Origin of the sequence: Rothia sp. 27098_8_161, from assembly GCF_041432905.1 — a bacterium.
Taxonomy (GTDB): domain Bacteria; phylum Actinomycetota; class Actinomycetes; order Actinomycetales; family Micrococcaceae; genus Rothia.
The window spans coordinates 1-26,293 of the sequence record NZ_JAPWAL010000011.1; the positions used below are offsets into that span (position 1 = coordinate 1).

At 58.1% G+C, this 26,293-nt stretch carries 22 protein-coding genes; 16 read left to right on the top strand and 6 right to left on the bottom strand.

Annotated elements, in window-relative coordinates; genetic code table 11:
- The first annotated feature begins 21 nt into the window (after window positions 1-21).
- Window positions 22-1,608: a bifunctional ADP-dependent NAD(P)H-hydrate dehydratase/NAD(P)H-hydrate epimerase gene (locus tag O3648_RS05160; RefSeq protein ID WP_371568905.1), complete on the top strand. Its 1,587-nt coding sequence runs from the start codon at window positions 22-24 to the stop codon at window positions 1,606-1,608.
- Window positions 1,609-1,830: 222 nt separating this feature from the next.
- Here O3648_RS05160 and O3648_RS05165 read toward each other — a convergent pair whose 3' ends face one another.
- The 3 genes from O3648_RS05165 to O3648_RS05175 all read right to left on the bottom strand — a co-directional run bounded on the left by O3648_RS05165 (window position 1,831) and on the right by O3648_RS05175 (window position 5,883).
- A complete protein-coding gene (locus O3648_RS05165; protein WP_279791309.1) occupies window positions 1,831-3,312 on the bottom strand; it encodes a sugar transferase in 1,482 nt (493 codons plus the stop codon).
- Window positions 3,313-3,809: 497 nt separating this feature from the next.
- Complete coding sequence (locus O3648_RS05170; RefSeq protein ID WP_279791308.1) at window positions 3,810-4,592, bottom strand: phosphatase; 783 nt, start codon at window positions 4,590-4,592, stop codon at window positions 3,810-3,812.
- A 28-nt stretch (window positions 4,593-4,620) separates the two neighbouring features.
- Window positions 4,621-5,883, bottom strand: coding sequence for a glycosyltransferase (locus O3648_RS05175; RefSeq protein WP_279741234.1), 1,263 nt, complete (start codon window positions 5,881-5,883; stop codon window positions 4,621-4,623).
- Between the two features lie 144 nt (window positions 5,884-6,027).
- Between O3648_RS05175 and alr the strand changes: the two genes are divergently transcribed.
- The 5 genes from alr to tsaD all read left to right on the top strand — a co-directional run bounded on the left by alr (window position 6,028) and on the right by tsaD (window position 10,567).
- Window positions 6,028-7,341: an alanine racemase gene (gene alr / locus O3648_RS05180; protein ID WP_279741233.1), complete on the top strand. Its 1,314-nt coding sequence runs from the start codon at window positions 6,028-6,030 to the stop codon at window positions 7,339-7,341.
- Window positions 7,341-7,946, top strand: a complete 606-nt coding sequence (gene tsaE / locus O3648_RS05185) for a tRNA (adenosine(37)-N6)-threonylcarbamoyltransferase complex ATPase subunit type 1 TsaE (protein WP_279741232.1) — start codon at window positions 7,341-7,343, stop codon at window positions 7,944-7,946. Before alr ends, tsaE begins: the two co-directional genes overlap by 1 nt.
- Before the next feature lie 23 nt (window positions 7,947-7,969).
- Window positions 7,970-8,797: a tRNA (adenosine(37)-N6)-threonylcarbamoyltransferase complex dimerization subunit type 1 TsaB gene (gene tsaB, locus O3648_RS05190; protein WP_279741231.1), complete on the top strand. Its 828-nt coding sequence runs from the start codon at window positions 7,970-7,972 to the stop codon at window positions 8,795-8,797.
- On the top strand, window positions 8,798-9,322 hold the full coding sequence (gene rimI, locus O3648_RS05195; protein WP_279741229.1) for a ribosomal protein S18-alanine N-acetyltransferase: 525 nt from the start codon (window positions 8,798-8,800) through the stop codon (window positions 9,320-9,322).
- A gap of 144 nt (window positions 9,323-9,466) precedes the next feature.
- Window positions 9,467-10,567 carry a tRNA (adenosine(37)-N6)-threonylcarbamoyltransferase complex transferase subunit TsaD gene (gene tsaD, locus O3648_RS05200; protein WP_279741227.1) on the top strand — a complete coding sequence of 367 codons (1,101 nt, stop codon included), beginning with the start codon at window positions 9,467-9,469 and terminating at the stop codon, window positions 10,565-10,567.
- Window positions 10,568-10,706: 139 nt separating this feature from the next.
- Here the strand turns inward: tsaD and O3648_RS05205 are convergent, their stop codons facing one another.
- Entirely contained in the window at window positions 10,707-11,855 is a 1,149-nt protein-coding gene (locus O3648_RS05205; RefSeq protein ID WP_279741225.1) for a glutamate--cysteine ligase, read from the bottom strand.
- A gap of 299 nt (window positions 11,856-12,154) precedes the next feature.
- Complete coding sequence (locus O3648_RS05210; protein ID WP_279741223.1) at window positions 12,155-13,603, bottom strand: class I SAM-dependent methyltransferase; 1,449 nt, start codon at window positions 13,601-13,603, stop codon at window positions 12,155-12,157.
- Window positions 13,604-13,829: 226 nt separating this feature from the next.
- Here O3648_RS05210 and groES point away from each other — a divergent pair, with 226 nt between their 5' ends.
- The 9 genes from groES to guaA all read left to right on the top strand — a co-directional run bounded on the left by groES (window position 13,830) and on the right by guaA (window position 24,284).
- Window positions 13,830-14,117, top strand: a complete 288-nt coding sequence (groES, locus tag O3648_RS05215) for a co-chaperone GroES (protein WP_005505066.1) — start codon at window positions 13,830-13,832, stop codon at window positions 14,115-14,117.
- Window positions 14,118-14,223: 106 nt separating this feature from the next.
- Entirely contained in the window at window positions 14,224-15,810 is a 1,587-nt protein-coding gene (gene groL / locus O3648_RS05220; protein WP_371568912.1) for a chaperonin GroEL, read from the top strand.
- 306 nt (window positions 15,811-16,116) lie between these two features.
- The gene (gene guaB, locus O3648_RS05225) at window positions 16,117-17,634 is read left to right on the top strand and encodes an IMP dehydrogenase (protein WP_279741219.1); all 1,518 of its coding nucleotides are present in this window, start codon (window positions 16,117-16,119) and stop codon (window positions 17,632-17,634) included.
- 145 nt (window positions 17,635-17,779) lie between these two features.
- Window positions 17,780-18,910 (top strand): GuaB3 family IMP dehydrogenase-related protein, encoded by a 1,131-nt coding sequence (locus O3648_RS05230; RefSeq protein ID WP_070690995.1) that lies wholly within the window; start codon window positions 17,780-17,782, stop codon window positions 18,908-18,910.
- A gap of 396 nt (window positions 18,911-19,306) precedes the next feature.
- Window positions 19,307-19,510, top strand: a complete 204-nt coding sequence (locus tag O3648_RS05235; protein ID WP_371568963.1) for a lactococcin 972 family bacteriocin — start codon at window positions 19,307-19,309, stop codon at window positions 19,508-19,510.
- A 260-nt stretch (window positions 19,511-19,770) separates the two neighbouring features.
- Window positions 19,771-20,301 (top strand): hypothetical protein, encoded by a 531-nt coding sequence (locus O3648_RS05240; RefSeq protein WP_371568915.1) that lies wholly within the window; start codon window positions 19,771-19,773, stop codon window positions 20,299-20,301.
- Between the two features lie 167 nt (window positions 20,302-20,468).
- Window positions 20,469-21,794, top strand: coding sequence for a hypothetical protein (locus O3648_RS05245; protein WP_371568918.1), 1,326 nt, complete (start codon window positions 20,469-20,471; stop codon window positions 21,792-21,794).
- The gene (locus tag O3648_RS05250; protein WP_279741215.1) at window positions 21,794-22,465 is read left to right on the top strand and encodes an ABC transporter ATP-binding protein; all 672 of its coding nucleotides are present in this window, start codon (window positions 21,794-21,796) and stop codon (window positions 22,463-22,465) included. Before O3648_RS05245 ends, O3648_RS05250 begins: the two co-directional genes overlap by 1 nt.
- A 226-nt stretch (window positions 22,466-22,691) precedes the next feature.
- The gene (gene guaA, locus O3648_RS05255) at window positions 22,692-24,284 is read left to right on the top strand and encodes a glutamine-hydrolyzing GMP synthase (protein WP_279791300.1); all 1,593 of its coding nucleotides are present in this window, start codon (window positions 22,692-22,694) and stop codon (window positions 24,282-24,284) included.
- A 240-nt stretch (window positions 24,285-24,524) separates the two neighbouring features.
- Here the strand turns inward: guaA and O3648_RS05260 are convergent, their stop codons facing one another.
- The gene (locus O3648_RS05260) at window positions 24,525-24,971 is read right to left on the bottom strand and encodes a hypothetical protein (RefSeq protein WP_371568921.1); all 447 of its coding nucleotides are present in this window, start codon (window positions 24,969-24,971) and stop codon (window positions 24,525-24,527) included.
- Window positions 24,972-25,280: 309 nt separating this feature from the next.
- On the opposite strand from O3648_RS05260, the gene O3648_RS05265 reads away from it, so the two are divergent.
- Complete coding sequence (locus O3648_RS05265) at window positions 25,281-26,237, top strand: permease (protein ID WP_279741210.1); 957 nt, start codon at window positions 25,281-25,283, stop codon at window positions 26,235-26,237.
- Window positions 26,238-26,293 lie beyond the last annotated feature (56 nt).

Below are 26,293 nucleotides of genomic sequence, written 5' to 3' on the forward strand. Positions count from 1 at the left end.
ATGCAACCCAAGGAGACAGCAATGAAGCTCATCTATACTGCTTCCCAGGTACGCGAAGCAGAAAAGCCCTACATTGAAGCCGCCGACTATGACGGCTACCTCATGCAACGCGCCGCAGACGCCGTCGCAGCCGAAGCGCAGGAGCTGCTCCACGGTAAAGACAAAGCAAAAATCCTGCTACTCATCGGTCCGGGCAACAACGGTGCAGACACCATCTACGCCGGCGCCCGCCTCAGCGCCAAGGGGCACCGCGTTGATGCAGTCATTTTCGACTCCAGCGAAAAGAACCTCGAACTCATCGCCCGCGAAGGCGGCGAAGGCACCCGCGTGCTCGACCCCGAACACGCCCTTGAACAGCTTGTAGGCTACGACCTGACCATCGATGGCATCCTAGGTACCGGCTCCAGCGGTGCCGTACGCGGTAACGCCGGCGAATACCTGGGAGTCCTCCGCGCCGCGCAGCTCGACGGTAAGCTCAGCGCAGTCCTCGCCGTTGATACCCCCTCCGGGGTCGATAACAACCGCGGAACCGTGCACGAACCATCCTTACGCGCCGACCGCACCGTCACCTTCATCGGTCACAAGCTACCGGCAGGCACCAGCCATAGCGTCCACTCCGGAGATATTAAACTCTACGACCTGGGTGTGCCCGAAGCCCTCGACGCCCACAAGCCCGCCCTGCGCGTTCTCGACCGCGAAGACTACCGCGAACTCATTGAAATCCCCGACGAGCACTCCCACAAGTACACCCGTGGCGTACTCGGCATGCTCACCGGAAGCCTCGAATACCCCGGTGCAGCCCTCATGAGTGTGCGTGCTGCCCTCAACACCGGCGTTGGTATGGTTCGCTTCGGCGCCATCTCCCACGAGCTCCGCCAGCTCATGATCGCTCACAACCCCGAAACCGTCTACTTCAGCGGCGCACCTGCCCTGCAGAGAGTTACCGTGTGGGCCGGCGGCTCTGGCTCCAGCTACGACTCGCTGGACAAGAACCGCTACCTGCTCCACTCACCCGAACCCGCAATCCTCGATGCTGGTGCCTGCGACCTGGCGGCAGAATACATGGCAACCGGTAAGCACCTCGGATCCCACAAGATCCTCACCCCGCACGCGGCAGAGCTCGAACGATTCCTGCGCATCGTGCACGAGCTCGCGCCCGAAACCTGGAAGAAGCACCTGGGTGACGCCATCGTACCTAGCCGCAAGGACATTGACGCAGAGCCCTTCCGCTGGGTGCGTGCCGCCTCCGAACTCTCCGGCGCCACCGTCATGCTCAAGGGCGGTTACACGCTCATTGCGGCACCCAACGGCGCCACCTACAGCGTTGCCGGAGGAAGCCCCTGGCTCGCCACCGCAGGCAGCGGAGACACCCTCACCGGCATCTACGGCGCGCTGCTTGCCCAGACCGTAGCCGCCTTTGAAGCCCGAGGAGAAATCTTGGAAGACTGCACCTACGCCTCCATCGGTGCGCTCGCAGTCTACCTGCACGGTGAAGCCGCACGTGCCAGTGCCACCGGAAGTGTCAAGGACGAGCTGTTGGGCCCCGCCCCGGCAACCCGCGTTGCGAAGATGCTCCCCGAAGTTATTGCGCGACTCATTGCCGAATAGGGCAGAGATACCCAGCGTGCCTTCACCCTAATGCCTTCAAGAGGCCCTGGAGCGTCTATAAGAGAACTAAACAGAATGCCACACAGAAGGGGCGTGAATCCACCGGAAATGGATTCACGCCCCTTCTGTGGGTTTATATCAATGGATGATGCCAAGCTGCCTGTGCCGGAACAGTGTCTTCAAAAACAGCATACATTCCAGTGGGAGACCCCCCAACTCTTCTTAGTACGCGCCTTCCTTAGCGAAAACCGCACGGACAGTACGCAGAAGAATAATGAGGTCACCGGTAAGCGACCAGTTCTCAACATAGTAGAGATCCAGACGAACCGACTCTTCCCAAGAAAGGTCACTACGGCCAGAAACCTGCCACAGACCGGTAATACCGGGCTTCACCAGTAGGCGGCGGTACGCAATGTCCTCGTACTGATCAACTTCCTCAACCAGTGGAGGACGCGGACCCACCAGCGACATATCGCCAACGAACACGTTCCACAGCTGAGGTAACTCATCAATCGAATACTTACGGATGAACTTGCCAATGGGGGTAATACGCGGGTCGTCCTTCATCTTGAAGAGCACACCATTACCCTCGTTCTGCTCCATGAGGCGCTTCTTAACCTCTTCGGCATCAGTACGCATCGAACGGAACTTCACCATCTTGAACATTTCACCGTTCAGACCCACACGGTTCTGCAAGAAGAAGACCGGACCGCCATCACGCTTGACCAGCAACGCCACCACCAGGAACAGAGGAGACAGCAGAATCAAACCCAGACTCGAAGACACAACATCCACAGTGCGCTTGAAGAACGCCGACAGACCGGTAATACGCGGCGTCGACACGTGCACCAGCGGCAGACCATTCAGCGGCTGCATGTGCATACGCGGACCAGCAATATCGGTCGTCGCAGGAGCCATAATCAGCGAAATATGAGCGTCAGCAAGCTTCCAACCCAGCAGACGAACCTGATCCGGGCTCAAATGGTGACCATTCGTAACAGCGACCATATGGATGTCGTTCTCGCGGATGGCCTCCATAATGTCAGCCGGAGAAGTGCTGTAACCAAGCACCGGAATCGGTGCGCCAGCAACAGTGGTCCCCAGAGTGAAACCGGGCAGATAGAACGCGGCGGGGGACAGACCGGAAGCAACCACACCCTCCAGGTTCTTGTACAGGTGCTGACCGGTCGTCACATCAGAAATAATCATGACGCGAGTCAACGCACGACCGCGAGTACGCGAACGCACCAGACCCTGACGAACTAGCCAACGTTCAACGAGCAGAAGGAACAGACCCAGCGGGTAAGCAATCAGTAGGTACATGCGGGTGACGTCAACCTTGAGGAAGAACGCCACAATAATCAGCAGGCAGAAGAAATAGGTGGAACCGCGAGTAATGAGGCGGTACTCCTCGTTGCCAAAACCCATGATGCGCAGGCTGCGGGAGCTGTTCACCTGGAGAATAAACCACCAGCCGATAACCATACCAACGCCCAGGAAGATGTAATCAATAGCGGGAATACGGCCATCCAGAGTGTTAATAGGCCAAACGTTCACATAGGGCAGGTCAGCATTCTCCCACCCGAAACGAATCAGATGCGTAGCGATAACCGCAATAGCGATGGCGAGAAAATCGCCAAGGTAAAGGGCTCGCTGAACCTTGGGATGCCAGCTTCGCTTGACGACGAAGTCTGAACCCCACATTCTTTTAAGACGATCTTGTACTTTCAACGGTGTAATCTTCCCCGGAAATTTGTCCTGTGTCGTGGGCTGAGAGCGGCGAATAGGCACATTTACTCCTAATTATCGGTGAATAGGGAATAGTGTCCTAGTCATTGTTCTGAATGAATGAGTGAACCAATAATCTTGCTGAGTGAATAGTGACAGAGACTACAGTAAAGGCGCTGGTAAGGCCCTAGCGGAACGCTATATAAAGCTAATGAGTCCATAAACGTGTTCCGTAAACTATTCTACGGGGTCGGGGGGTCATGCTGCGTGAAGAATGAAGACTCAAAGACTCTTGAGCGTAATGAAATCAATCACAGAAAAAGAAGAAAAATGGTCTTTGGAAGAATGCCTAGTGGAGCTAAAACCTACAAAACCGTCAGAATGTTTCATGCACTTGCAGGAAAAAATAACCGACAGTTAAAAGGCAAATCCCGAAGATCCCCAAACCCTAAGTGCAGGGTGCACAAGGGACATTAAGGACGTTCAAGCCCCGCACGATCCAAAATGAAATCAATCATCGGTTCATAACGACGCGGCGGAACATTATCGTCCATCGGCACACACACCGGCAGATCCCCCTGCTCAGCCGCCACAAACAAACCCGGATCATTACAATCCGCAATACCAATCGTCAACAACTTACAGGTCGAAGAAGCATAACCAGCCATGCCGTGATCCGAAACCACCAGATCCGGAGTCACACCGCGAGCCTTCAACTGATCCAGCGCGATGCGCATCGGGCCAGGGAAATGCGTATGCTGCAGATTGCCGTACTGCTCAAACATTACGACATCCATAATCTGGCGGACATCGCCATCCAGGAAGCGCTCGCCCTCCTCAATCTGAAGAACCTCAGCGCCGGCAGCCTTTGCCGCCGCTGCCATCACCGCATACATGGGGAACAGACCCGCCGGGTGACCGGTCGCAAACAGAATACGAGAACCCGCACGCACCGCATCGCCAAAGATGCGGGCGTACTCCTCCAGCGCGCTGATGCACTGCTCGGCACCAATAGTGTCCTGACCGTGAGTATGCGAACGATCCGGGTTCAGGCCCGCGCGGCGGACCATCACCTCAAACACCGAATCATAATCCCATTTGCGGTTCCACTGCACACCAAACTCAAGGTGCTCATTACCATCCAGGAAACCCTGAATATGGTCCAGGTTATTCTCTCGGGCGGTCGCCACCTCACCGGTAATACGCACCGAATCCAGGTACGCGGCGAACTCATCGCGGTTCATGGAGAAAGACATTAAAACTCCTCACAACGTGAAAAATACATTACTGCGAGATACCCTGACGTACCTCGGCATAAGCTTTAAGGGTTCGGCGCGCCGTCTGATCCCAACCCATCGTACGGGCACGCGCCGCGGCGTTCGCACCCAACGAATGACGCAGATACGGGGCACGCACCAGACGCTCAATAGCCGCAGCCCAACGCTGCGGAGTACGAGGTGCCACCAGCAGACCCGTACGGTGGTTCTCCACCGCATAGCGCAGACCGTCAGCATCCGTAGCGAGCACCGCCGCGCCGCATGCCTGCGCCTCCAGTGCCACCAAACCGAACGTCTCAGATGACGACGGGGACGCCACAATATCGGCGGCACGGAAAATATTCGCCAACTCAGACGCCGGAACTGGGTCCTTCAAATGCACCCGATCTACGACACCCAGCTCAGCTGCACGTTGCAACAGGCGGCGCTCATAATCCGAACCGGAACGACCAATAATATCCACGTCTACCTCCAAATCATCGGGGAGCAACGCGAGCGCCTCCACCAGCAGATGCGGGCCCTTCAACGCCTGAGGCCTACCGGCAAAAATAATGCGGGAACGAGTCTCAGAGGTGTCATTGAGCGGATGCACGCCAGGAATCGTATGGAAAATCGAGGTATCAACACCCGGTGGGATAATGGCCAGCTTCTGCGCCTCCGTACCGTAGTACTCGCCCATCTGCTGTGCCTCCAGGGGAGTATTCACAATCACCCGGCTGGCGGAGCTACTCATCAGGCGCTCGGCGGTATAACGTTCCTCAGGCTCGGGTGCTTCACCTTCGCCGCGGCGCGTATCCTTAGCGGCAGCCGTCGTATGCGGAGTAAAAAGAACAGGAATCGGGAATCCAACGCCCTGAGCCGACCACAGCTGGGATGCACGAGCCGCAGCCTGACCCGACAGCCAATAGTGGGCGTGAATAATATCCGGGGTGTACAGTGCCTGCTCCACACATGCCTGCGCAAAATCATCGGTGACCGCAACCAACTCGTTCTTCGAAAGACCACGGGCGGATGGAAGATCAAGGCTGTGGTGCACAATGCGTTCGCTGGGCTGAGGAGGCTGATGGAACAGCGAATCAGCCAGAAGCGCCTCACCGCGGTCCAGCGTGAAAACCTCAATCCGCAACTCGGGATTCAGCTCCAGCATGGCATGTACCGACCGGGCAATATAGACGTTCATGCCGCCTGCATCTCCGCTACCGGGCTGCGCAAAAGGGTCGGTGTGCATGGAATACACGTGAACCGTCCGAACCGGCGGCAGAGTGCTCATCGATGCTTTCCTCTCTCAAAGGTGTACCTGACCTAGTGTAGCGCGATAGGACTTTCGCACACCGGGAGGTCTAGAATTTAGTACAAGAGAGGCTGCCCAAGTACAGCCTGTAGTACCCGCCCGTCAGAAGGACCGTGAAGGACCGTGACTCACCCTCAGCAGCCTGCCGAACCGATCTACTGCCCGCCCTGCACCCCGGTAGAGGTAGAGCGAAGCGCCACGATTGACCTTGATGCGCTAGAACATAATGTGCGCCGTCTCAAGGAACTTATTGGCGACCGCGTGCTCATTGCAGTGATTAAAGCGGATGCGTACGGTCACGGCGCGTACCCGGTGGCACGTTCGGCTATTGTCGCCGGTGCTGACCTGCTGGGTGTGGTGCACGTGAACGAGGCGCTGGAACTGCGTGCTGACGGTATTGATGCGCCGCTCATGGCGTGGCTACACACCCCCTCCACCGATTTTGAGGCTGCACTGCAGGAGAAAATCCGCCTGGGTGTTTCTGGTTGGGACCTGGAAGCGGTAGCCGCCGCCGCTGAACGCGCCGGCGAGCGCGCTATCGTGCATCTGAAGGCTGATACCGGTCTGGGCCGTAACGGTGCCACCGCTTCGGATTGGCCGGCGTTGGTGGCTCGCGCCGCATCCTTGGAGGAGTCTGGGCTGATTGCGGTTGAGGGTATTTTCAGTCACCTGGCGGTTGCGGATGAGCCGACCCGCGCCGAGACTGCACAGCAGCTCGATACCCTGGATGCTTTTGTGGCTCAGGCTCGTGAAGCCGGCCTGGACCCGAAGATTGTGCATCTGGCGAACTCTCCGGCGACCCTGACCGCCTCGCTGGATGGTTGGGATACGGAGGAGCGTATGCTCGGTGACGGCGTGCGTTGCGGCCTTGCACTGTATGGTCTTTCCCCGCTGCCGGAGGTCACCGCTGAGGAACTAGGCCTAAAGCCCGTCATGACGGTGGGTAGCTATATTGCCGCCGTGAAGGAAGTTCCTGCAGGTCAGGGTGTTTCCTACGGTCTGCGCTACCACACCGGAAAGCCGACCACCCTGGCGCTGGTGCCGCTCGGCTACGCTGACGGCGTGCCGCGTATTGCGGAGAACGCGCCGGTGCGCATCTATCCGGGCGCGCAGAACGTGGAGAACGGCTGCGTGCCTAATAACGCGGAGGGTAAGACCTACCGCGTGGTTGGTCGCATCGCCATGGACCAGATGGTCGTTGACCTGGGCGAACCCGGCCTGAGCGACCCCGAGCTGGGTTACCTTGGTGCTCCCGCAGTCCTCTTCGGTGCCGGTGAGAACCCGCCCGTGGAAGAGTGGGCGGATGCCGCGCAGACTATTAACTATGAAATCGTAACCCGTATTTCACCCCGCGTGGAGCGCCTCTACATCGGTGGCTCCTGGGTTGAAGCTGAACTGAACGAGCTGTGGGGCACCGGTCAGGAGCAGGAGGGCTAATGAGCACTGAGTACATTTCTACCGTCTTCGACCTGGATGTGACCGGCCCCGACCATACCCGCCGCCTGGCGCTCACTCTGGCGCAGCACCTGAATGCCGGGGACGTACTGTTGCTCTCGGGTGAACTTGGCGCGGGTAAGACCACGTTCACCCGCTCCCTGGGTGAAGGGCTGGGCGTGCGCGAAGGCGTTATCTCACCGACCTTCGTGCTCTCGCGCGTGCACCCGAACCTGACGGATGGCCCCCGCCCCGGTGGCCCCGACCTGGTGCATGTGGACGCCTATCGCCTCTCCAGCGCTGAAGAGCTCGACGACCTCGACCTGGAGTTCTCCCTGCCGCGCTCTGTGACCGTCATCGAGTGGGGCCGCGATAAGGCTGAGCACCTGAGCGATTCTCGCCTGGAGCTGGACTTCACCCGACTGACCGGTGCGGATGCACGCTTCGCCTACTCGGGTGCCGAAGAGTTCAGTTGGGACGACGAAGACAAGGACGAAAGTGACGAGGACGCGGATACCCCCGAACCTCGTCTGCTGCGGGTGCGCGCCTTCGGCCCCCGCTGGGAGCATGCTTTCGACGCTCTGAAAGAGGACCTGCAGAGCGCCTAGAGCCCGCGCGTTAGAATGATAGGGTGCTAGTACTTGCCCTTGATTCATCCGCCACCGCATCCGTGGCGCTCGCCCGTGTGCACGGCTCCGAAGCCGGTGCATCCTTCGAAATCCTCGCCCGCTATGAGAGTGAAGATACCCGCTCCCATGCCGAGGTGATGGGGCCCTACGCGCAGGCTGCCCTGCAGGACGCTGGCGTGCGCGGAGAAGAATTGGATGTGATTCTGACCGGTACCGGCCCGGGGCCTTTTACAGGTTTGCGTGCCGGTATCGTTACTGCGCGTACTCTGGGTTTTGCCTGGTCGGTGCCGGTGTACGGCTTGATGAGCTTGACCGCCCTGGCTGAGCATGCTGTATCTGGCGCAGCTACCGGGGAAGCTAGCGCAGTCGCCGGGGAAGAAAACACAGAACGAGCGTTCGCTTCTGCTGATCTTGTCGAAGGTGCTGAACTGCTCGTACTCTCCGACGCGCGCCGCCGCGAAGTCTACTCCGCCCGCTACCGTGTGAACGCCGAAGGTTACAACCTAGTGGGCGGCCCAAACGTATGCCCCGCCTCCGAAATTCTGCCCGGTGGGGATCCCGCCTACGCATACGGTTACGGTGCTGGCCTGTACCCCGAAACTCTCGAAGGGCACGGCTGGGCCATCATCGATTCTGCCCGTCAGGTTCACCCCCACGCCGAGTACCTGGTTGCCGCCGCGGCACGCCTGGGCGTAAAGAACCTGAGTGATGACACCTCCGCCCAGTACCTGCGCGACTCGGACGCGAAGATCCCCGCCGCAATGCTTGCCCGCCAGCAGAAGCAGGGCGCACAAATTGCTGCACAGACTGCCGCGCAGGAGGAGAGCTAAATGAGTGCTACCGAAAATATCGCGCGAGATGACCTGGCACTGAATAACCTGGCTCTGGGTGCCCGTCTGCGCATTGCCGAACTTGCCGACGTGCAGGCCATGCACCGCATGGAAACCATCCTGTTCCCCGTCGACGCCTGGCACATCGACATGTTCCTCGAAGAGCTGACCCACCCGACTCGCACCTACTACATACTTGAATTGCCAACTGAAGGTTCGGAAGATAACGAGGGCAGCTGGCGCGCTGTCGGCTACTGCGGAACCATGGTCGTAGCTGACACCGCCGATGTTCAAACCATCGGTGTGGTTCCCGAGTATGAGGGCCACGGCTACGGTCGCACCATGCTTGAGCAGATGCACGAGCGCGCCCGCGAGCAGGGTGCCGAGCGCATCCTGCTGGAGGTGCGTGCCGACAACCCGCGCGCCCAGCGCCTCTACGAACGCAACGGCTACCGCGCGATTCACGTACGACGCGGCTACTACGATGACGGAACAGACGCCATCATTATGGAATGCACGTTCTAAATAGTCCGTTGGGTTAAACGGCAATCCCCGCAGTAGGGGCATGCTTCCGCCGCCCTCTATATCTCAGCATCTCTGCATCACAGCATCCCTACACCACTGCAACTAGAAGCACTACGCGCAGACAGCGCAACAGAAAGACGAACTATGAGCACTCGCGAACCCCTCGTTCTGGGCATCGAATCCTCCTGTGATGAGACCGGTATCGGCATTGTGCGCGGTGCACAGCTGCTCAGCAACACCATCTCCTCCTCTATGGAGGAGCACGTGCGCTTTGGTGGAGTAATCCCCGAAATCGCCTCCCGCGCTCACCTGGATGCCATGATTCCCGCGCTCAAAGCGGCACTTGCCGAAGCGGACATCACCCTCGATCAGGTGGACGCTATCGCCGTCACCGCGGGCCCCGGACTGGCGGGCGCACTCATGGTGGGTGTCTCCGCGGCCAAGGCGCTCGCTATTGCCACCGGTAAGCCCCTCTACGGCATTAACCACCTGGTCGCCCACGTTGGTGTTGGCCTGCTGGAAGATAACGGTACCGAGGACGGCTCCGACCTGTTGGCGAACGCCGGTTCCGGTGGCCTGGGCGCACTGCTGGTCTCTGGCGGTCACACCGAAATCCTGCAGGTGCGCGACATTACCTCCGATGTGCGTCTGCTCGGCGCGACCCTCGATGATGCCGCAGGCGAGGCCTATGACAAGGTCGCCCGACTGCTCGGCCTGGACTACCCGGGCGGCCCCGCGATTGATCGCGCCGCCGCTGACGGCAACCGCAACGCCTTCGTGTTCCCTCGCGGCCTGTCGAACCGCAAGTTCATGGGCACCGCCGAGGAGCCCGGCGCGCACCGCTACGATTTCTCCTTCTCCGGTCTGAAGACCGCTGTGGCGCGCGTGATAGAAAGTTTTGAAGCAGCCGGTGAAGAGGTTCCGGTTGCCGATATTGCCGCGTCCTTCCAGGAGGCGGTCGTGGACGTCATCACCAAGAAGGCGATGCTTGCCTGCCGCGAGCAGGGCATGAAGACTCTGCTGCTTGGCGGCGGCGTGGCGGCTAACTCGCGCCTGCGTGAGCTGCTTGCCGCTCGATGCGCCTCCGAGGGGGTGCGCCTGATTATTCCGAAGTTCACCCTGTGCACCGATAACGGTGCGATGGTTGCGGCGCTGGGCGCTCGCCTGGTCGCCGCCGGTCGTGAGCCCTCGGGAGTGGAATTCACGACGGATTCCTCGCTGCCGGTGACCACCGTTTGTTTCTAAGCGGTCTGCTTCTAAACGGCAATGCGAGCACGTTGAAGCGGCTCGCCTCGAAAATGCTCATAAAAATGCCTCGGCACAGTCTCCCAAAGGACTGCGCCGAGGCATTTTCTGTATTCAAGCTTTAGTTACGGGGGAGGGTCTAACGCAGTGCTCGCGCGCGGGACTGCGTGGCGACATCTAGCGCCACCTCACGCAGAGAGCCGGTCTTCTCAAAGACTGCACGCTGACGATCCGCGCCCGTACCCTCGGCGAGGATGCGGCGTACCTGAGTTAGCTCTACCTCGCAGTCAAGGTCGCGTGACACCGGCTCCAACTTGGGTAGAAGCAGCTCAAAATCTTCATGCAGAGTACGCTGTGTCGGCTCGTTAGAGACCACGATCTTAGCCTCCAGGCCGTAGCGGGCAACGCGCCACTTATTCTCCTGCGCGTGCCAGGGGGCGAGCACCTCAATGCTTTTACCCGCCTCAATACGGCGGGAGAAGTATTCCACCAGGCACTGCGTGAACGCCACGATCGCCGCAACATCCGGCAGGGAAGCGAGGCCATCGCAATAGCGCATCTCAATGGTGCCGTAACGCGGAACCGGGCGAACATCCCAACGGTCTTCGCTCGAATCGGTAATCACGTCAGTTGCCACGAGCGAATCCAGGTAGTCGCTGTACTGCTCCCAAGTATCAAAGTGGAAGGGCAAACCGTTCGTCGGGAGCTGCTGGTAAAGCTGGGTGCGGTGCGAAGCGTAACCGGTATCGACTCCGTCCCAATAGGGGGAAGAACACGAAAGCGCCAGCAGGTGCGGACCGTAGTTGGTCAGCGCGTCAACGAGCGGCAGAACCTTATCGCGAGAGTCAATGCCCACGTGCACGTGCACACCGTAAATGACCATGTGATGGCCCCAATACTGGGCTCGTTCGACCACACGCTGGTAGCGTTCCTTCGCCACGACCGGCTGGTCAGCCCAATGGGAGAAGGGGTGAGTGCCGGCGGGGTAGAACTCAATGCCGAGCTCATCGGTAATTTCACGCAGGGTATCCGTCAAATCCTGCAGCTGACGGCATGCCTCAGCGACGGTGCGGCAGATGCCGGTCACCACCTCGAGGGTGTTTTCCAGGAATTCGCCGGTTACGTGCGCCCGGTCGGAGGCGGGCTTGAGCAGTTCGGGGTGGCGCTCGCGCAGAATGGAAAGCACCTCGCTGGCGCGCTGTGTCAGTTCGCCGCTTTCACGGTCGATGAGCGCAATCTCCCATTCCACGCCGAGAGTGGACTGCGGGGAGGTAGCAAAGTCGATCATATTGCCTTTCCTGCGTCTGGAAATAGGGTCGTGCATGGTGCCGACTGCGGAAGTTATTATCGGTGGGCTCTACCCGGTCGTGCGCTAACTGATGAGAGATCGCTTTCGCGGGGGAGTACCTCTACTAGGCACCGTATCTAGTGTACGGTCTTGCGGTGCCCAGCGCCCTGTCGAGCGCAGAATCCGGAACGGGAAACGTCACGAATCGTTAAGAACGGTAACCCGTCCTCGGGGCTGGGCAGTCAGGGCTGAGCAGCCAGAGTTGAGTAGTCACGGCTGGGCAGTTAGGTTTGGTGAGGTTAGAGCGGGCGCACATGCCAGCCGACGCGTCGTGAATCCCTACCCAAACCGATGCGGGTAAAGACCAGCGTTGCCGGACGGTACGAGGACTCCTGCGCACCCGCCTGTGCATCTGAAGAAGAAATATTGTTCTTTTTCTTTTTCCTCTTGAAAGGCTTAGAACCCGCAGAACCCAGCAGACGCGCACGCAACTGCTCCGGAACAATATCCACGCCACGCTTCTTAATCGTCAGCGCAGTAAAGCCCTGCTCGCGCACCCAACGCTTCAGCTGCTTCTCCTGCAGAGGAATCTCCTCCAGCACCTCGTAGCAAGCAACCAGCGGATGCTCCACCAGCTCGGCAGAATACAGATATGCAAGATGCTCATCCAGCAGATGTGCGCCAATGCTCTGCGCAAACTCAGCGACCAGATGTGAACGCACAACCGCCGGGGCAGGCTCCAATAGGTAATCACCAGGCTGAGGTAGAGACGCCGGAACATCAACGCTCTGCTTCGCCTCTTCCGCCGTCAATGGGCTACGGAAGCTCACCGCCTCATACGCCGGCATCAGGGCACCGGTTTCGGCGGTGCCTTCATGAGGGATAGTCTCTTCCATAGGCAGCTCATGCACTGAGGTGGCCGTGCGAGCCACCCCCTCCTGAGCTAGCGCGTTAAACCAGAGCACCAACTCGGCAAGCGAACCCTCCGACTGAATCCACTCCGCCTCAACGCACGGGTTGGGGTTTGCCTCCGACGCAATATCTTCTGGTGAGGGGATGCCCTCATGCGGAAAACCGGGACCCAACTTCACGCCCATCGGCACGCCCGTACGAGCCAGATTCAGCACGAACGAGAACGGGGGAGAGAACGCCTCCGGATCAAAAAGACGCTCCGTATGAGCCTTCTTCGCACCCCGCAACTCGCGGCGTGCCGGGTCCATCCACACCATGCCCACCGGCTCACCGGCAGCGTCCAGAAGCTCACCGTGCACATAGCCGGTCACATCCCCCGAATACACGCGCGCCTGCGGGCAAAACTCAAGATTCTTCGCCGCAAAAGAAGCCGTCAGCGGGTCCAACTCCACCGCAACCACGGCACCGCGATCTGCCGCATACACGGCAGAATCTGACGCAATACCGCAACCCAAATCAGCCACCGTGCCGGCAACCGGGCGCAGACGCTGGGCGCGATAATGCGCAATCACCGGGCGGGTCGCCTGCTCCGCCGCCTCCTGAGTCAGCATGAGGGTGCGGGCGCGCTCGCCGAATTTGGCGCGTGCACGGGTACGAGCCTGCGCCAGCGAAATAATCTGTGCAGACTCCTCGGGGCTGAAACCTTGCGAACGCAAAGAAGTAACGGTGCTGAGCGTATCCGAGCCCAGCGGGTAGAGCTCATCGGCTGCCGCGAGCGCTTCGGCGCTGAACGGAAGCGTGGCGGCGGGAGTAAAAGGGGATGCGGGAATAGGCATGCTCCTCATTTTACGGGGTGCCGGTTTCGGCAGGTGGGGAGCCTGATTCGCCCAGCTTTTTGCTCAGCGTTCGCCTTGCGGTGAAACACTCCGACAGAGGGGCGCTTTTCTTGACCGAAAGCACAGGTGAAACTAGAGTTGAGGTAGCACTCGAGACAGTTATCGGGCGCGCCACTGCGCCGCTATCTCGCATCAAACGTAAATCCACAACCCGGAGGAACCGATTATGGCTATCAAGCCCCTGGAAGACCGCGTCGTTATCAAGATTGAGCAGGCTGAGCAGACTACCGCATCCGGTCTGGTCATCCCCGAAACTGCGAAGGAAAAGCCGCAGGAAGCACGCGTTGTCGCCGTTGGCCCGGGCCGCGTGGATGAGAAGGGCAACCGCATTCCCGTAGACATCAAGGAAGGCGATGTTGTCGTTTTCTCCCGCTACGGTGGCACCGAGGTCAAGTACCAGGGCGAAGAATACCTGATTCTTTCCGCACGCGACGTTCTGGCAATCGTCGACTAATACTTTCAGATGCTCATGCGCCGTACCGCTCATCCGGTACGGCGCATGAGCTATCATCTGCCCCTCAAAATTTCCTTTTCTGTGACGCACTAGGAGTAGCGAACACATGGCTAAGCAGCTTGAATTCAACGATGCCGCCCGCAAGTCCCTGCAGGCTGGCGTCGATAAGCTGGCAAACGCGGTCAAGGTAACCCTCGGCCCGCGCGGGCGCAACGTTGTGCTCGACAAGCAGTGGGGTGCACCCGTCATCACCAACGACGGCGTGTCCATTGCTCGTGAAATTGAACTGGATGACCCGTACGAGAACCTGGGTGCCCAGCTGGCGAAAGAAGTCGCCACCAAGACCAACGACGTAGCCGGTGACGGCACCACCACCGCAACCGTGCTCGCACAGGCACTGGTCAACGAGGGCCTGCGCAACGTCACCAGCGGCGCGGCACCCGCCGACGTCAAGCGCGGCATTGAGGCTGCCGTGGAGGCGGTCTCCGCACGCCTGCTCGAGAACGCACGCCCTGTGCAGGGCTCGGAGGTGGCTCACGTTGCCGCTATCTCCGCCCAGTCTGAGCAGATTGGTGAGCTGCTGGCTCGCGCCTTCGAGAAGGTCGGCCAGGACGGCGTCATCACCATTGAAGACGGCTCCTCCACCGAAATCGAACTGGACATCACCGAAGGTATGCAGTTCGACAAGGGCTACCTCTCGCCCTCCTTCGTCACCGACGCTGAGCGCGGCGAAGCAGTGCTGGAGAACAGCCTCGTGCTGCTCTACCAGGGCAAGATTTCCACCATCGCAGAAATCATGCCCGTGCTCGAGAAGATTGTTCAGGCCAAGAAGCCGCTGACCATCATCGCAGAAGATGTTGACGGTGAGGCGCTCTCCGCACTGGTCGTGAACAAGCTGCGTGGCACCATCAACGTGGTTGCTCTGAAGGCTCCCGGTTTCGGTGACCGCCGCAAGGCAATCATGCAGGATTTGGCAATTCTGACCGGCGGTACCGTCGTGACCGGTGAGCTGGGCATCGACCTGCCGCAGGTCACCTTGGAGCACCTGGGCTCGGCACGCCGCGTGACCGTCACCAAGTCCCACACCACCATCGTGGATGGCGGCGGCGCCCCTGAGGCAATCGAGGATCGAGTGCAGCAACTACGCCGCGAAATTGAGCGCGTGGATTCCGAATGGGACCGCGAGAAGCTCAAGGAGCGCCTGGCTAAGCTCGCCGGCGGTGTGGGGGTCATCAAGGTTGGTGCCGCAACCGAGGTTGAGGCGAAGGAACGCAAGCACCGTATCGAGGATGCTGTGTCCTCCACCCGTGCCGCTCTGGAAGAGGGCATCGTCTCCGGTGGCGGTTCCGCACTGGTTCACGCGTTGAAGGCACTGGACGGCATGGACCTGGGTAATCACGACGCAAACGTGGGTGTACAGATCGTTCGCCGTGCCCTGGCTCAGCCGCTGCGCTGGATTGCTGAGAACGCTGGCGAAGACGGCTACGTCATCGTCTCCCAGGTCTCCGAGTTGCCCGTGGGTCACGGTTTCAATGCCAAGACCGGCGAGTACGTGGACCTCATCGAAGCTGGCGTGATTGACCCGGTGAAGGTGACCCGTTCGGCTCTGCAGAACGCCTCCTCCATCGCGGCTCTGGTGCTGACCACCGAGACCCTGGTGGTTGAGAAGCCTGAAGAAACTGAAGAAGACTAAATAGTGTGTGTGCCCGGTACCGCCCCCCACTATGGAGGCGGTACCGGGCACTCGCTGTCGGTAGGCTCGGGCGCGCTCGCGTTCGAAGGGCGCTAGAACCTGCCGACAGCCTCCCGCTGAAGGACGCTTACTATGAGTGCTTCTCAGCAAAGAAATCTTTAGCGGTTTACTATAGAAGGTAAGCTGTTCCCGTTTGCGCTCAAACCACCTTGTGGGGTGCGAGCAGACGGTTCGTACCGCATCTTGACATATGCAACGTATAGGCTGAGCTTCTCACCGATGAAGCCAGCATCCGAAAGGTAGACAATGACCATTCCCACCGCTCTGTCCGAGGATCCCTTCGGCTTCACCGGCCTGACCTACGATGACGTGCTGCTGCTGCCCGGTAACACCGACGTCATCCCCTCCGATGCGGACACCTCTACCCGCCTGTCCAAGCGCATCACCCTGAACACCCCCATTATCTCCGCCGCAATGGACACCGTGACCGACTCCGCTATGGCTATCGCTATGGCACGTCTGGGCGGTATGGGCGTTATCCACCGCAACCTTTCCATCGAGGACCAGGCTGCACATGTGGACCGTGTTAAGCGCTCCGAGTCCGGCATGATCATTAACCCCGTTACCATCGGTGCTGACGCAACCATTGCCGAATACGACGAGGTCTGCGGCTACTACAAGGTCTCCGGTCTGCCCGTCGTTAGCGAAGAGGGCGTGCTGGAAGGTATCATCACCAACCGCGATATCCGCTACATCTCCCGCTCCGACTACGAGGGCATTCGCGTCCGCGATATCATGACCCCCATGCCGCTGGTCACCGCGCACCCCAGCGTCACCAAGGACGAAGCATTTGCGTTGCTGTCCCACAACAAGATTGAGCGTCTGCCTCTGGTCGACAACGCAGGCAAGCTCGCCGGTCTAATTACCCTCAAGGACTTCGTCAAGACTGAGCAGTACCCCAATGCCACCAAGGACGAGGACGGCCGCCTGCGTGCCGGCGCCGCTATCGGATTCTTCGGCGACGGCTACGAGCGCGCAATGACCCTGGTTGAGGCAGGCGTTGACGCACTGTTCGTGGACACCGCAAACGGTCACTCCCAGGGCGTGCTCGACATGATTGCCCGCCTGAAGAAGGACCCCGCCGCAGCACACGTGGACGTCATCGGTGGCCAGGCTGCAACCCGCCTGGGCGCACAGGCAATCATCGACGCCGGCGCTGACGGCGTGAAGGTCGGCGTTGGCCCTGGCTCCATCTGCACCACCCGCATTATTGCCGGTGTTGGCGTTCCCCAGGTGACCGCTATCAACGAGTCCGCTAAGGCAGCAATCCCGGCGGGTGTGCCGCTGATTGCTGACGGCGGTATGCAGCACTCCGGCGAGATTGGCAAAGCACTGGTTGCCGGCGCTGACTCCGTGATGCTCGGCTCCCTGCTGGCTGGTACCACCGAGTCTCCCGGTGAGCTGATCTTCATGAACGGTAAGCAGTACAAGGCATACCGCGGCATGGGTTCGCTTGGCGCGATGCAGACCCGCGGTCGCCACAAGTCCTTCTCCAAGGACCGCTACTTCCAGGCTGACGTCTCCAGCGAAGAGAAGCTGATTCCCGAGGGTATTGAGGGTCAGGTTCCCTTCCGCGGCCCGCTCTCCGCAGTGATTCACCAGCTCGAAGGTGGCCTGCGTCAGACCATGTTCTACGTTGGTTCCCGCACTATCGAGGAGCTCAAGTACAAGGGTCAGTTCGTGCGCATCACCCCCGCAGGTCTGAAGGAATCGCACCCGCACGACATCATGATGACCGTTGAGGCACCGAACTACCGCCGCTAAAACGCCTCACCAACGATGATTCGCCGCACGGTGTGCACACCATGCGCCGTTGAGCCCGCCCCATACCCGTTCAGGGATCGGGCGGGCATCGGAGCGAATAACGCCCAGCGGCACCCCTCAAACCGAATTCGAAAGGATTCACCCCATGTCTGAAATTCAGATTGGCCTCTCTAAGAACGCCCGCCCCACCTATTCCCTGGATGATGTAGCGCTGGTGCCTACCCGCCGTACTCGCGACCGCCGTGACGTTGACACCTCCTGGCAGATTGACGCGTTCAAGTTCGACACCCCCATCATTGGTGCGCCCATGGACTCGGTCATGTCCCCGGCGACCGCCATCGCACTGGGTAAGCTGGGTGGCCTGGGCGTTCTAAACCTCGAGGGCCTGTGGACCCGCTATGAGGACCCGCAGCCGTTGCTGGACGAGATTGTTGAGCTGCCCGAGGCGGACCCCGCCTCAGCGACCACCCGCATGCAGCAGATTTACTCCGAGCCGATTAAGCCGGAACTGATCACTGCACGCCTGGAAGAGATTCGTGACTCCGGCGTGGTTGTTGCCGGCTCCCTGAGCCCGCAGAACACCCAGGAGCACTACGAAACCGTGGTGAAGGCTGGCGTTGAGCTGTTCGTCATCCGCGGTGCATCTGTCTCTGCTGAGCACATTTCGACCTCGCACGAGCCGCTGAACCTAAAGAAGTTCATCTACGAGCTGGACGTTCCGGTCATCGTTGGTGGCGTGGCTGGCTACTCGCAGGCTAAGCACCTGATGCGTACCGGCGCAGCCGGCGTGCTGGTGGGCTTCGGCGGCGGTTCTGCACAGACCACCCGTCAGGGCCTGGGCATTTCTGCACCGATGGCAACCGCTATCGCTGATGTGGCTGCAGCACGTTCGGACTACCTGGATGAGTCCGGCGGCCGCTACGTGCACGTGATCGCTGACGGCTCCCTGGGTCGCTCCGGCGACATGGTGAAGGCGCTTGCACTGGGCGCTGACGCTGTCATGCTGGGCGCTCCGCTGGCTCGCGCATCCGAGGCTCCCGGCCAGGGCTGGTACTGGGGCAACGAGGCGCACTCGCTGGACTTCCCGCGCGGCGTGCGCACCCCGCTGGGTGTTGTCGGCTCCCTGGAGGAGGTCCTGTACGGTCCTTCGCACCACGTGAACGGCACCAGCAACATTGTCGGTGCGCTCAAGCGCGCAATGGCTAACTGCGGCTACCTGGACCTGAAGAAGTTCCAGAAGGCTGAACTGACTGTGGTTCCCTCCTACCGCGGCTAATGTAGCTTCAAGAATCACCGCCCGGTGGTTGGTGGGTTTATCCCTCCGACTACCGGGCGGTATTGTTTTGACCTGCTCTTTTAGGTAGGGGTTGAGTCACTGCCTTTGGGAGAATGGAATTTATGCCACGTTGTGAAACTTTCTCATTTTATGGTGACTGAGATTATATTTTCACTGTAGTATACCTAGCAAGGATATGGCTAAAGTCTATATTCCTTGAAAGAACTTCTGCAAAACTGCAAGTTCAATACCATATGGATATACCTATCGAAGGAGATTAGAAATGGGTATCTTCGCCCCCCTGGTAAAAAGGTGCTTACCGCTATCGCCTTGAGCGCGACGGCACTGACTGCCGTTCCTGTCGCAACTGTCCCGGCTGTGGCGACTGTTGTTGATGTGCATGGTGGTACTTGGGACTATGGCTCATCTGTCTGGGGTGTGTGGTCTCGTTATTACCACAAAGAAGAACGGCATAGCGCAACCGTTTGGGGAAGTGACTGGGTTTACTCCGGATGTCAGAAGCCCTTTACCACTGCTAGGGCTTGGTCTGGTCGTTCTTGGAACCACACTAACGAGGCTTACTATAACAACCATTGTTAGAGATGAGCGCGTTGGATGTTCTATAACGTATTAGCAATATGGTCCTGCAAATGATGCAGGCGGCTAATATACAAAATATTTGGCGGGCCGTCTGAGTGAATCTATCAGACGGTCCGCCCATGTGACAGAAATGAATCCCCATGCTTAAGTGTCGATTCCGATTTGGCCGGTATGTATCGGTCCTCACCTCAGTTTATCTATGGGCGCCCCTCGCCTCCATTGTGTTCCCTTTCTTCATGCTTCTGAGTATCAACTCGGAGATGTCTCTTGGGCATACCCGTAACCTCCAGATTGCTTCAATCAGTGAAGGCGTAGATACTCGCAAATTTCTAGAGGATATGTGTCAGGAAGCGGAGAAGAACAGTATCGCTATAGCTCGTCGCACCCTTGATGTGTCAGATACTCGGCACGGTATCGTACTCGAATTCTGTGGTGCCGAAAATACTGTACGTGGGTGGGAACAAACAGGATACCCTTCCTATACCCCTGAAGACCGCGTTGAGGTCAAAAGGTTTAATCCGGGCAAGGTTGCAGAAGCGCGAGGTCTCTACAACCTTTATGGCGGTAGTGAGCAACAACGCGCCCAGCTACTCGCTACCCTGCGTGAAAATGGTGCGCATACAACGGAATACGATGTTCTCAATCTCCGAAGTATTGCAGGGTACTACATGGGAACCCCAGGCGGGTATGCCTTTATTGCAACATGCCTAGCCCTTAGTACGGCTCTGATTGGTGCCATATTCCGGCAGACGAAAAAAGCGCGCGCCTGCGTCTGCATGGAGCATCCTTAAACCGTGTCTACGGTGCACAGCTGCTAGAGTCGGGGCCTGCTATTCTTTGTGGAATTCTGAGCCTCTATGCCCTTTTCTATATATTCCTCGCCCTGTACAATTCGTGGGCTTTTGCGGCTTTGACACTGAAAGTTCAGCTTATTCTGCTGTGCTGGATGTTAGGCCTTATGCTTCTGTTGCATTATGTGGCTTGTGCACTTACTGTAGCTATACCTATTGGACAAGCCCTTAAAGGAAAGGTACCCACGCGTATTACCTATGCGGCTAGCTGGGCGTGCCGCTCTTTGGCGCTTATTCTTGTTGTTGCTACTCTGACCACTTTGGCTTATGCGACTCAGCAAGTCCATGCACTCAATCAAGCCCGCCCCGCGGTGCTTCAGGGTAACGGATATAGTGTGTCCTTTAATGGTTTCCGATATAAGACTAGTGACATCCAGAACCTTCAAGGCTGGAGTAAAGAACAGATAGAATCTGATAACGTCATCCTCGCTAGTGCAGAGAACCTTGTCTATACATCCTATGAATCGATTGAAGCTTATAGAGCCGGAAAGAATGAATCAGGCTCTCTGAAATCTGATCAGAGCTTGGGCCGTACCTTCCTGTACGTGAATCGTGAATATCTGGACAGTAATCCTGAATCCCTGCCAGCAGGCTTACCTCCTCTTGATGACCTGGAAGGTCGTAGCGGTCTTAGCGTCTACTATCCCCAGGAATTGGAAAAGCACACTGATGATATAAGGCACCTTGCTTCTAGTACTTTTGACTCGGCTGATAGCTCTTCTTCCTCGAATAATTTAGAAGCTTCACGTGCTGAGCTTTCGGAGTTGAGGGCATATGAGTCTGTAACGAGATCCTATACATATGGTGACGGTACTAAAGCGAACTACTTTGTGCAGAACCCCATCATTGTGTATGTCCCGAAAACTGTGCTGACTGACAGAACGGAGATGCTCGTTGCCGCCTTCAGTCAGAACGGGGCATTTATTAAGGACCGGCAGAAAGCTCTTGATTCTCTGAAGGGTAGTGCAGCTCGAAGCTACGTAGGTGAAATTCTGCCGGTGAGCGAAAAATATTTTAGTCTCACAAGCAGGATGCAGAGCGAACAACGCATTAGCTTGTATGCGCTCATCATCCTTTCCGTTTTGTGTCTTGTGACCCTTCTGGAGTACGCACGTGTGTACTGCGCAGAACATCAGCAGCGTATCGCTCGTTCCTTTACCTACGGTATGCATCCGACCCGGACTTTCCGTGGGGTTCTCATTGGGGAGGCGGTTTTGACGATTCTTGTCATTAGCTATGGAGTCCTCCAACTAACGAGTTTGGCCCACGAGCAGTATCTCAATGCTGGGGCTGAGACTGCATCTGTTATTGCAGTACTGGCAACGGTACTCTTCACATCCACTGTTATTGTGTCGATTGGTACGAGTTTATGGTCCTTTGGTAGAGGCTACCGAGTTACTGTTGCCAATCATGCGCGAAAGGAAATGTACTGATGACGTCCATCTTAAAAACAGAGAATCTGCTGGCCGTAAGCGGGGGGTCTGTGCGTATTGCAGGACATCCTATTTTTGCTGATGTCCATATTGCTGTAGCTCCGGGGGAAATGATAGCCCTTACCGGTGCTTCGGGAAGCGGTAAGACCACCCTACTCAATTGCCTGGGAACCCTCGCAGATTTTAGTGAGGGCGAGTATTCATTCCGTGGTGCACGGTTAAGCGGAGCTTCAGCGCGAACCCGCCGTCATTTCCGCCGTGATAGTCTAGGGTATCTCTTCCAGAACTATGCCTTAGTAGAAGGGGAGAGCGTTGAAAAGAATATCCTCGGACCGCTCGCGGTTATGCCGCGTTCGCAGCGTCCGAGCCGCAAAGAGCTAGAGTCCGTCCTCGCCCGGGTCGGTTTGTCTGGGCGAGAGAAGTCTCTTATCTACCAACTCTCGGGTGGTGAGCAGCAGCGCGTGGCGCTTGCTGGGCTTATGTTGAAGCAGCCTTCCCTGATTCTGGCAGATGAGCCGACCGGCGCGCTGGACGCCGAGAACGAGGCGCAGGTGCTTGATATTCTGCGAGAGCTGGTGAACGCCGGGGCCTGTGCCATTATTGCTACGCACAGCGATGCGGTGGCGGACTTCTGCGACCGGCGTATTGATATGTCTCAGTTCAAGGGATAAACGAAGAGGATTGTTTTTTGCAATGTGCCGCCTGGCTATGGAGTCGTTAACTCCGTCGCCGGGCGGTACTTTCTTATACAGGGTTTATTTTTACTTGCTGAAAAGAACGGTCATTCGCTGAAGGGTTCCCGCGCCGCGGGCGTTCAACCCCACAACGCGATAGCGTAAAATAGATATATCCCCGCGCAAGTGCGCGGATTAGTACCAACACGTTGAGGTAATTTTCGTGACCAACTCTGTGAACCTGGACCAGCTCGAAGAGCGTCCCGTCCTGGTGGTAGATTACGGTGCACAGTACGCACAGCTCATTGCTCGTCGCGTGCGTGAAGCCGGTATCTACTCCGAAATCGTCCCCCACTCCATGAGCACCGAGAAGATGCTCGCCAAGAATCCGGCAGCCATCGTGCTCTCCGGTGGCCCCTCCTCGGTCTACGCCGATGGTGCACCCAAGGGTGACAAGACCCTGTTTGAAGCCGGCGTGCCGATTTTCGGTATCTGCTACGGCTTCCAGGTCATGGCCCAGACCCTCGGCGGCACCGTCGCCCAGACCGGTCTGCGCGAATACGGCGCAACCGACGCTGTGGTCTGCGCTGAGAACTCTTCCTTCCTCACCGGCACCCCCACTACCCAGAACGTGTGGATGTCTCACGGTGACTCCGTGACCGAAGCCCCCGAAGGCTTCGAGGTGCTGGCAAAAACCCCCGGTGCATCCGTGGCAGCCTTCGTGGACGAGTCCCGCAAGCTCGGCGGCGTGCAGTGGCACCCCGAGGTGAAGCACTCTGACTATGGCCAGGTTGCCCTGGAGAACTTCCTCTACAACGTGGCAGGCCTGAAGCCCACCTGGTCCACCAGCAACATCATCGAAGAGCAGGTCTCAAAGATTCGCGAGCAGGTCGGTAGCGACCGCGTCATCTGCGCGCTCTCCGGCGGTGTTGACTCCTCCGTGGCGGCAGCACTGGTGCACAAGGCTGTTGGCGACCAGCTCACCTGCTTCTTCATCGACCACGGTCTGCTCCGTGAGGGCGAGCGTGAACAGGTCGAGCAGGACTACGCAGCCTCCATGGGTATCAAGGTCATCACCATCGACGAGTCGGAGCGTTTTCTCTCCGCCCTCGAGGGTGTCACCGAGCCCGAAGCGAAGCGTAAGGCTATCGGCCGCGAGTTCATCCGCTCCTTCGAAGAGGCACAGCGCAAGCTGATTGCTGAAGCTGGCGAAGAGGGCGCAGACATCAAGTTCCTGGTCCAGGGTACCCTGTACCCGGACGTTGTTGAGTCCGGCGGCGGCGACGGCACCGCAAACATTAAGAGCCACCACAACGTGGGCGGCCTCCCTGACGACCTGACCTTCGAACTGGTTGAGCCGCTGCGCACCCTGTTCAAGGACGAGGTTCGCGCTATCGGTCGTGAGCTCGGCGTTCCCGAGAAGATTGTGGCACGTCAGCCGTTCCCCGGCCCCGGCCTGGGCATCCGCATTGTCGGCGAGGTTAACCGCGAGAACCTGGAGACCCTGCGTGCCGCTGACGCTATCGTGCGTGAAGAGCTGACCGCAGCAGGTCAGGACGAGCACATCTGGCAGTGCCCCGTGGTTCTGCTGGCTGGCGTTCGTTCCGTGGGCGTTCAGGGTGACGGCCGTACTTACGGTCACCCGATTGTGCTGCGCCCGGTCTCTTCGGAAGACGCAATGACCGCTGACTGGTCGCGCCTGCCGTACGACCTGCTGGCTAAGATCTCGAACCGTATTACGAACGAGGTCAAGGACGTTAACCGAGTGGTGCTGGACGTTACCTCCAAGCCCCCGGGAACCATTGAGTGGGAGTAATCCTTCCACCGGTAGGCTCGTAGCTGCTTGAGGTAGTGAGAGTCTATAAAGAAAGCCGCCCGGTGCATCCTGTTAGTGGATGCGCTGGGCGGCTTTCTTCATGTGAGCGTTTCTAAAAAAACTCCGTAGCTTAGATTTTTCGCATAAATTTTAAAGAAAAACGCCGAAATATTTAAAACGAGAGTTCAAATAAAAGAACTAAAAAATCTCCACAAAACCACACGGGGAAATGAAAACCCTTTAATGCGGGTGATGCGGGTGACGAATCGAATCACGCCAATGAGCGCTCGAACCCAATCCAAAATGCAACGCAAAGAATATTCCAAAGCAACAGAACCCAAACGCGCACGCCATGTAGACGCCATAGGTCAGCATCATGAACTCAGAATCATGGTTCACATCCGATGCCACAATTAGGGCCAAAGAGACACCCAAGATCACAAGCCACATAGCGCTCGCAGCCGCAATCAGCCACGAGATAATGCTCAATACCGGGTGAGGCACCCTAAAGGTCTGCTCAGGGCCCTCGGGGGCGGGCACAGTGGCTACAGAAGCTGTAGCAGGGGTAGTAGACATAGCGGGAGAACGCCACGGAATATGCGCATCAGCATGCTGGCTAGAAGCCTTCGCCGGACGCTGCGGGACACCACCAGATTCGGGAGGGGATGAAAGATACGGCTGTTGCATTGCGGGCTCCTGCATATTTAGCCTCACGGGAGAAGAAACAGCTTAGTTCCTAATCTCGTAAGGAATGAGTGTCAGTGATAGAACGAAAGAATATGGTGGAAAATATATTCCCTCTATATTTCAAGATTAGAAGCGAACCGTCTAAAAAATGAGAGTATCAGCGAATAAGATGCAATATGACGCAAAAATTTCGAAAAATACAAGGAAAAATTAATAAACCTCAATCTGAAGGTTCAGGGTAGGGTTATTAGACAGGGACCTTAACCGTAAAACAACGGCACAGACACAGCAACAGCGAAAGGAACGAGCATGGGAATGATCCTCCCACTCCTCTACTTAGGGGTAGGCTTCGGGCTCGCAACGTTGCTACCCGAGCACTGGGGCAACCACCTGAAAGAAAGCGCCTCCGCCCTGCTGACCTGCTGGATTATCCCCACCGTCATCGTTTATATCGTCGCCACCAGCCGTCCCGAACTCTTCTTCATGGCAGCCTCCACCATGGTGCTCATGGCGCTTCTCGTACGCTGCTCCGGCTTTTTCACTAACGACCCGGTGCAACGGCTCGCCCTCGTCTACCTCAACGCCGGAATCTTCGGAATCCCCGTAGTCGCCAGCTTCTGGGGTGAGGAAGCCGTACGCCTATACGTCGGCGCGTATATCGGCAACTCCGTCATGGGTAATATTCTCGGCACCTCACTCATGCGCAGAGAAACCAATACAGATGGACTCACGACTAGCCGCACCAAGCCCACACAAAAAGCTGCCGTTAGTGCAGTACTACGGTCCCTGCTCACTAACCGCCCCATTGTCGCCGTAGCAATCGGGCTGATATGCATGCCCACCGGACCGTTTCTCAACACCCACGCCGCCGGTATCTACCGGCTCATCACCTGGGTCTTCAGCTTCGTCGGGCTCATGGTGCTAGGCATGTGGCTGAGCACCGCCCGACTGCACCGAACCGACCTAAAACAAGCCCTCGGGTGGGCAGTACTTCGTGTTGTGCTCGTGAGCGTCTACAGTGTCGGCATACTAACCGCTGCATACTGGATGCACACGCATACCGGAGTGCACCTCGATCAGCTATTGGCACACCCGCAGGTACTTTTTATCCTCGGAGTGCTACCGCCAGCCGCTAATATCGTCATTCTGGAAACCCACTACCGGCACGAGGGGACTGCAGCTCCGGTTATTGCTGCCGGGGCAGTCGTCAGCCTGGGAATGATAGCGCTCGCCGTGCCGATTCTGCAGCTGATGTTCTCCGGCTAAGCGGCACTAAGAATGCACGCCGGAATAATAAAGGACAACACAAAAGGAGGGCGGGA